Origin of the sequence: Oerskovia sp. NPDC056781 (genome assembly GCF_042789955.1) — a bacterium.
Taxonomy (GTDB): domain Bacteria; phylum Actinomycetota; class Actinomycetes; order Actinomycetales; family Cellulomonadaceae; genus Oerskovia; species Oerskovia rustica.
This window is the reverse complement of the sequence record NZ_JBHUAD010000235.1, coordinates 1-5,942: the sequence shown is the minus strand read 5'-3', so window position 1 is coordinate 5,942 and position 5,942 is coordinate 1. Positions and strand designations below refer to the sequence as shown.

The following is a 5,942-nucleotide window of genomic DNA, read 5'->3' as shown; positions in this document are numbered from 1 at the left end:
GGCGTACCCTGTTCTTCTCGGGCACGCACCGGGCCAGCTGCGCCGATCGCGGGCGCGCCGCCCCACCTGCACCGCCAGGGCCGACCGATCGACGACGATGGAGACCATGACCACGCCCACCCAGTCCGTCGCCGGGCGACGGGCACCCCGCACGGTCGAGGAGCCCGCCCGCGGTCCTCGCCGTCCCCTCGAAGCCCCGCGGCGCTGGATCTCCGGCGTGGTCGCCGCGCTCCAGGCGCTCGCCCTCTCGCTGGCCGTGGTGATCCTGCCGGCGGTCGCGGCGTTCCTCGCGTCCTCCGCAGGTCCGGGCGACGGCGACGCCGGGGGCTGGGGCCAGTCCGTGTCGGTCGCCGCCGGGTTCTGGCTCCTGGCGCACGGGGTCCCGCTCGCCGCGGCGGGAACCTCGATCACGATGGTGCCGCTCGGCCTCACGTTCCTGGTCGCGTTCACCTGCTTCGCGTCGGCCCGCCGCTCCGCGCACACCGCGACGTCGTCGTGGGCCGTCGGGGTCGGGGTCTACGCGGTCGCCACGCTCGTCATCGCGCTGCTCGCGGGATCGGCACCGGGGTGGGACGTCCTGTTCGCGCTGCTGGGGGGTGCGGTCGTCGCAGCGATCGGCCTCGGCGCCGGGATCCTGTCGCGTCCCGACGCCCCGAGGATCGGCGACCTGACCTCGGCCCTCGACCCGTACGTCCCGCCCGTCGTGCGGCTCGGGGCCCGCGCGGGCCTGCTGGGCCTGGCGCTGCTGGTCGGGTTGTCGAGCATCGTGGTCGGCGCCTGGGTCGTCGCCGGTCGAGCGACGTCGGGGGACATCGTCGTCGGACTCGCGCCGGGTCTGCTCGGGGGACTGATCCTGGCCGTCTCGCAGCTCGCGGTCGTGCCGAACCTCGTGCTCTGGGTGAGCTCCTGGATCGCCGGACCCGGCTTCGTGGTGGGCGAGGGGAGCAGCTTCACGACGAGTGCCTCCGAGCCCGGCGCGCTGCCCGCCGTCCCGATCCTCGGCGCCCTGCCCGGCCCCGAGTGGACGACGGTCCTCGCCTCGTTCGCCCCCGTGCTCGTCGTGGTCATGGGCGTCGTGGCCGGGATGTTCGTGTGGCGCCGGTGCGGGCGGCACGACGCCAGCTGGACGGACCTCGGGCTCGCGCTCGTGGGCGTCGCCCTGACCGCGGGCCTGCTCGTGATGGTGCTGCAGGTCCTGGCGGGCGGCGCCGTCGGACCCGGGCGCATGGCCCAGGTGGGCGCGCCGCCGTTGGTCGCCGGCGGTGTCGTCGCCGCGGAGATCGCCGGAGGCGCGGCGCTCGCCCTGGCGTGGGGCAAGGCCGCGGTCACCGAGCGGGTGCGTCACCGTCACGACGACACCGCGCCTGACGGCACCTCGACCGACGACGCAGCCGCGCCCGTCGACTGACCTCCCCGAGGGCGGGGGACCGTTCCCGGGGACCGGCCGGCCCTACCGGCCCAGCCGGTCCTTGGTCCACTCCTCGCGCGCCTGCTCGTACTGCACGGCGCACTCCTGCTGCGCGGCGACCGTGATGGCGCCGTCGAGGCACTGCTGGTTGTCGAGCTCGACGTCCCACATCGCCACGCCGCCGAGCATCGACAGCGACATGGTCGCGGTCAGCCCCAGTCCGACGGCCACCGCGGGCAGCAGCGCCCCGCCGAGGCGGGCGCGCCACACCGCGCGCATCGCGCGGACCCCGAACACGATGGTCACGACCGCGAAGAAGAGGCTCGAGAGCCGCCACGGGAAGGCGAGCGAGCTCGTGACGAGCGTGACGAGCATGAGCAGCCCGAAGTGCAGCACCTGTCGCGTGGTCGCGCGCAGAGTGTCGGGGTCGACGGGCACGGGAGGCTCGCCCGGTGCGGGTGGACCGCCGCCGGGGCGGCCTGGGCGGACCTGACCGGGAGGGACGTCGTGGGCGGGGGGAGCAGGAGGCCCCTGCACCGGGGGAGGGGTGGGCTTCCGCGCCTCGTCGGTCGGCTGGTGGGCGCCGGGACGTGGGGGCGCGTACGGGTTGCCCATGGGCAGCTCCTCGGTGCTTCGCGGGTGGCGACGGGCGGACCGGCGGGAGCCCTCCGCCCGGGGGGCGGGGAGCAGACCGGCACCTGTCCGGCGCGGACTAGGGTGGTACCTGGCTTTTCTCCCCCATTCTCCACCACTGCCGACGCCTCCGAGGAGCACCGTGCGCACACCTTCCGGTCAGCCCATCGACACGACGAGCGCGGCGCGGGTCGTCGTCCTGGTCTCGGGGGCGGGCAGCAACCTCGCGGCGCTGCTCGCGGCGCACGAGGACCCCGCCTACGGGGCGCGGGTCGTGGGTGTCGTCACGGACAAGCCGGGTGCGGGGGCTCTCGACCTGGCGCGCGAGGCGGGGGTCGCGTCGGTCGTCGTCGCGCCGGGCGACTTCGCGGACCGCGACGCGTGGAACGACGGCGTCGCGGAGGCCGTGGCGGTCTTCTCGCCCGACCTCGTGGTCCTCGCGGGCTTCATGCGCATCCTGAGCCCCGCGTTCGTGGACCGGTTCGCGGGCCGGACGATCAACACGCACCCGGCGCTGCTGCCGTCCTTCCCGGGTGCGCACGGGGTCCGCGACGCGCTCGCGTACGGCGTCAAGGTCACGGGGTGCACGGTCCACGTGGTCGACAACGGCGTGGACACCGGGCCGATCATCGCCCAGGCGACGGTGGTCGTCGAGGACTCGGACGACGAGCAGACGCTGCACGAGCGCATCAAGGTCGCCGAGCGGGCGCTGCTGGTCGAGACGGTCGGTCGGGCGGCGCGCGAGGGGCTGCGGGTCGAAGGCCGCCGGGCGCTGCTGGGCTGACGGCACCTGTCGCACGAGGCGGGTGCTCCGGATCGAGACGTGTGGCACGGGCAGCGTCCGGGGGAACCGTCTCGCGCCGGGCGCTCCGACCCCTTGATCCGCGCATGATCAACGAGTATGTTGATCAATATAACTGTTGATCACGACGAGCAGGCCGACATGACCCTCCTGGACGACCCGCACGACGAGTCAGGCACCGAAGACCTCGACCGCGCGTTCCTCGCGCTGGCCGACCCGGTCCGCCGGAGCATCGTCGCCACGCTGTCCAGGGGGCCGGCCACGGTCAACGAGCTCGCCGCACCCTTCCCCATCACGAAGCAGGCCGTGTCTCGGCACATCCAGGTCCTCGAGACGGCGGGCCTCATCACCCGCACCCGGGACGGCCAACGACGACCCTGCCACCTCGACCCCGCCGCGCTCGAACGGCTCACGGCGTGGATCGACGAGTACCGGCTCACCGCGGAGCGGCAGTACCGCCGGCTCGACGCCCTCCTCGGGCGGCTCCAGGCACCGTCGTCGGACCCATCGAAGGAGCAGTCATGAGCAGCACGCACCCCACGACCGTCACGGCCCCTCCGGGGACCCCGTTCATCGAGGTCGTGCGCGACGTCGACGCCCCGCGACCCCTCGTGTTCCGGGCGTTCACCGACCCCACGCTCGTCACGCAGTGGCTCGGCCCCCGTCGGTACGAGATGGTTCTCGACCACTGGGACGCCCGGACAGGCGGCTCGTGGGCCTACGCGCACCGCGCGGGCGACGAGGAGTACGAGTTCTTCGGCACGTTCCACTCGGTCGTGCCGGACACCCGGGCCGTACAGACCTTCGAGTTCGCGGGTGCCCCCGGGCACGTGAGCCTCGACGCGGTCACGTTCGAGGACCTGCCGGGCGGCGGGACCAGGATCGTCACGCGCTCGGTCCACCAGTCGGTCGAGTCGCGGGACGCCATGGTCGGCTCGGGCATGGCCGACGGCATGAGCGAGGGCTACGACCGCCTCGACGAGCTGCTGGCCTCGGACGTCGTCGCCTGAGTCGTCGAGCGTCGCCGCGCACCGAGCCGGAGGACGCGTGCAGCGCAGCGGGGCCGGGACTCGTGACACCCCGCCGCTCGCACGACGCGCATGCGGCTCGACGGCGCCACACCCCCCGGGGGAGCCGCTCGCCCGGGGTGCGAGGCGCCGTCGGGCTGCCGTGCCCCGGGCCACCCACCCCCGGGCGCGGTAGGATCGGAGGCGGCCGCGACTGGCGAGGGTGGGAACGACCACCGGGGAGCGTCCGATCGACCTGTTGGTGCGTCGTCCGCCTGGGCGCCTGGGTGACCGGAATTCCGCGACCCGCTGACGACCCACAGGAGCCCCTCGATGTCCGCAGCCCCCACCTCCCCCGACCTCCAGGTCGCCGACGACGCCCAGCGACCCGTGCGCCGCGCCCTGCTGAGCGTCTACGACAAGACCGGCCTCGTCGAGCTCGCCACGGCCCTGCACGGCGCGGGCGTCGAGCTCGTCTCGACCGGCTCGACCGCGTCCACGATCGCAGCGGCCGGCGTCCCCGTGACCAAGGTCGAGGACCTCACGGGCTTCCCCGAGTGCCTCGAGGGGCGCGTCAAGACGCTGCACCCGCGCGTGCACGCCGGGATCCTCGCGGACACCCGCAAGCAGGACCACCTCGACCAGCTCGCTCAGCTCGAGATCGCGCCGTTCGAGCTCGTGGTCGTCAACCTGTACCCGTTCGCGGACACGGTCGCGTCGGGCGCGGGCCCGGACGCCGTGATCGAGCAGATCGACATCGGCGGCCCCTCGATGGTCCGCGCCGCGGCGAAGAACCACCCGAGCGTGGCCGTCGTCGTCGACCCGGCCGCGTACGGCGACGTGGTCGCCGCGGTCCGGGCCGGTGGCTTCACCTACGCCCAGCGCAAGGCGCTCGCGGCGCAGGCGTTCGTGCACACCGCGACCTACGACGTCGCGGTCGCGTCCTGGATGAGCAGCGTCGTCGCGCCCACGGACGCCGCGGAGGTCGACGGCGAGACCGTCCACACCGGCTTCCCCGCGTGGGTCGGCGCCACCTGGGACCGTTCCGACGTGCTGCGCTACGGCGAGAACCCGCACCAGCGCGCCGCGCTCTACACCAACGGCCACGGCGCCACGGGCCTCGCGCAGGCGACCCAGCTCCACGGCAAGGCCATGAGCTACAACAACTACGTGGACGCCGACGCCGCGTGGCGTGCCGCGCACGACCACGGTGACGCCCCGACCGTCGCGATCATCAAGCACGCCAACCCGTGCGGCGTCGCGGTCGGCGCCGACGTGGCCGACGCGCACGCCAAGGCCCACGCGACCGACCCGGTCTCTGCGTACGGCGGCGTGATCGCGACCAACGCCGTGGTGAGCGCGGCGGCCGCGGAGCAGATCGCGGGCGTCTTCACCGAGGTCGTCGTGGCCCCGGGCTACGAGCCCGAGGCGCTCGAGATCCTCTCGCGCAAGAAGAACGTCCGCCTGCTCCAGGTCGACGGCGCCCCGAGCGCGGGCGTCGAGATCCGCCCCGTCTCGGGTGGTCTGCTCATGCAGCAGGTCGACCGCATCGACGCCTCGTCCGAGACCGGCGGCGACAGCCCCGCGTCGTGGACGCTCGCGACGGGCGAGGCCGCGGACGCCGAGACGCTCGCGGACCTCGAGTTCGCCTGGCGGGCCGTGCGTGCCGCGAAGTCGAACGCGATCCTGCTCGCCAAGGGCGGAGCCGCGGTCGGCATCGGCATGGGCCAGGTCAACCGCGTCGACTCGTGCCGCCTGTCGGTCGAGCGCGCCAACACCCTCGGCGCCGAGGGCGAGGAGCGCGCACGCGGCTCGGTCGCCGCGTCCGACGCGTTCTTCCCCTTCGCGGACGGCCTGCAGGTCCTGCTCGACGCGGGCGTCAAGGCCGTCGTGCAGCCCGGTGGGTCGGTCCGTGACGACGAGGTCGTCGCGGCCGCACAGGCCGCCGGTGTCACGCTGTACCTGACGGGCACGCGCCACTTCGCGCACTGACCCGTCCCAGGGCCGGCCCGTCCGCAGGGCCGCTGGTCGGCGCCTGGCTGGGGCCGAGCGTGCGGTCGGCGTCGGTCGACCCTGCGGTCGTCGTCCGGAT

6 protein-coding genes and 1 riboswitch are annotated in these 5,942 nt (G+C 74.3%); of the genes, 5 read left to right on the top strand and 1 reads right to left on the bottom strand.

Translation table 11 applies throughout. The annotated features are described in order from the left end of the window. Window positions 1-106 precede the first annotated feature (106 nt). Window positions 107-1,408, top strand: coding sequence for a DUF6350 family protein (locus ACFRCR_RS15990; protein WP_377678882.1), 1,302 nt, complete (start codon window positions 107-109; stop codon window positions 1,406-1,408). Window positions 1,409-1,450: 42 nt separating this feature from the next. On the opposite strand, the gene ACFRCR_RS15985 is transcribed toward ACFRCR_RS15990, so the two are convergent. Further along, window positions 1,451-1,846, bottom strand: a complete 396-nt coding sequence (locus ACFRCR_RS15985) for a hypothetical protein (protein WP_377678880.1) — start codon at window positions 1,844-1,846, stop codon at window positions 1,451-1,453. 337 nt (window positions 1,847-2,183) lie between these two features. Between ACFRCR_RS15985 and purN the strand changes: the two genes are divergently transcribed. The 4 genes from purN (at window position 2,184) to purH (ending at window position 5,842) form a co-directional block, all read left to right on the top strand. Further along, a complete protein-coding gene (purN, locus tag ACFRCR_RS15980; protein WP_377678878.1) occupies window positions 2,184-2,825 on the top strand; it encodes a phosphoribosylglycinamide formyltransferase in 642 nt (213 codons plus the stop codon). 159 nt (window positions 2,826-2,984) lie between these two features. Next, the gene (locus tag ACFRCR_RS15975; RefSeq protein ID WP_377678877.1) at window positions 2,985-3,368 is read left to right on the top strand and encodes an ArsR/SmtB family transcription factor; all 384 of its coding nucleotides are present in this window, start codon (window positions 2,985-2,987) and stop codon (window positions 3,366-3,368) included. Continuing rightward, window positions 3,365-3,853 (top strand): SRPBCC family protein, encoded by a 489-nt coding sequence (locus ACFRCR_RS15970; protein WP_377678875.1) that lies wholly within the window; start codon window positions 3,365-3,367, stop codon window positions 3,851-3,853. Before ACFRCR_RS15975 ends, ACFRCR_RS15970 begins: the two co-directional genes overlap by 4 nt. A 197-nt stretch (window positions 3,854-4,050) precedes the next feature. After that, window positions 4,051-4,138, top strand: a riboswitch (ZMP/ZTP riboswitch). A 45-nt stretch (window positions 4,139-4,183) separates the two neighbouring features. Next, window positions 4,184-5,842, top strand: a complete 1,659-nt coding sequence (gene purH, locus ACFRCR_RS15965; RefSeq protein WP_377678873.1) for a bifunctional phosphoribosylaminoimidazolecarboxamide formyltransferase/IMP cyclohydrolase — start codon at window positions 4,184-4,186, stop codon at window positions 5,840-5,842. Window positions 5,843-5,942: the final 100 nt, after the last annotated feature.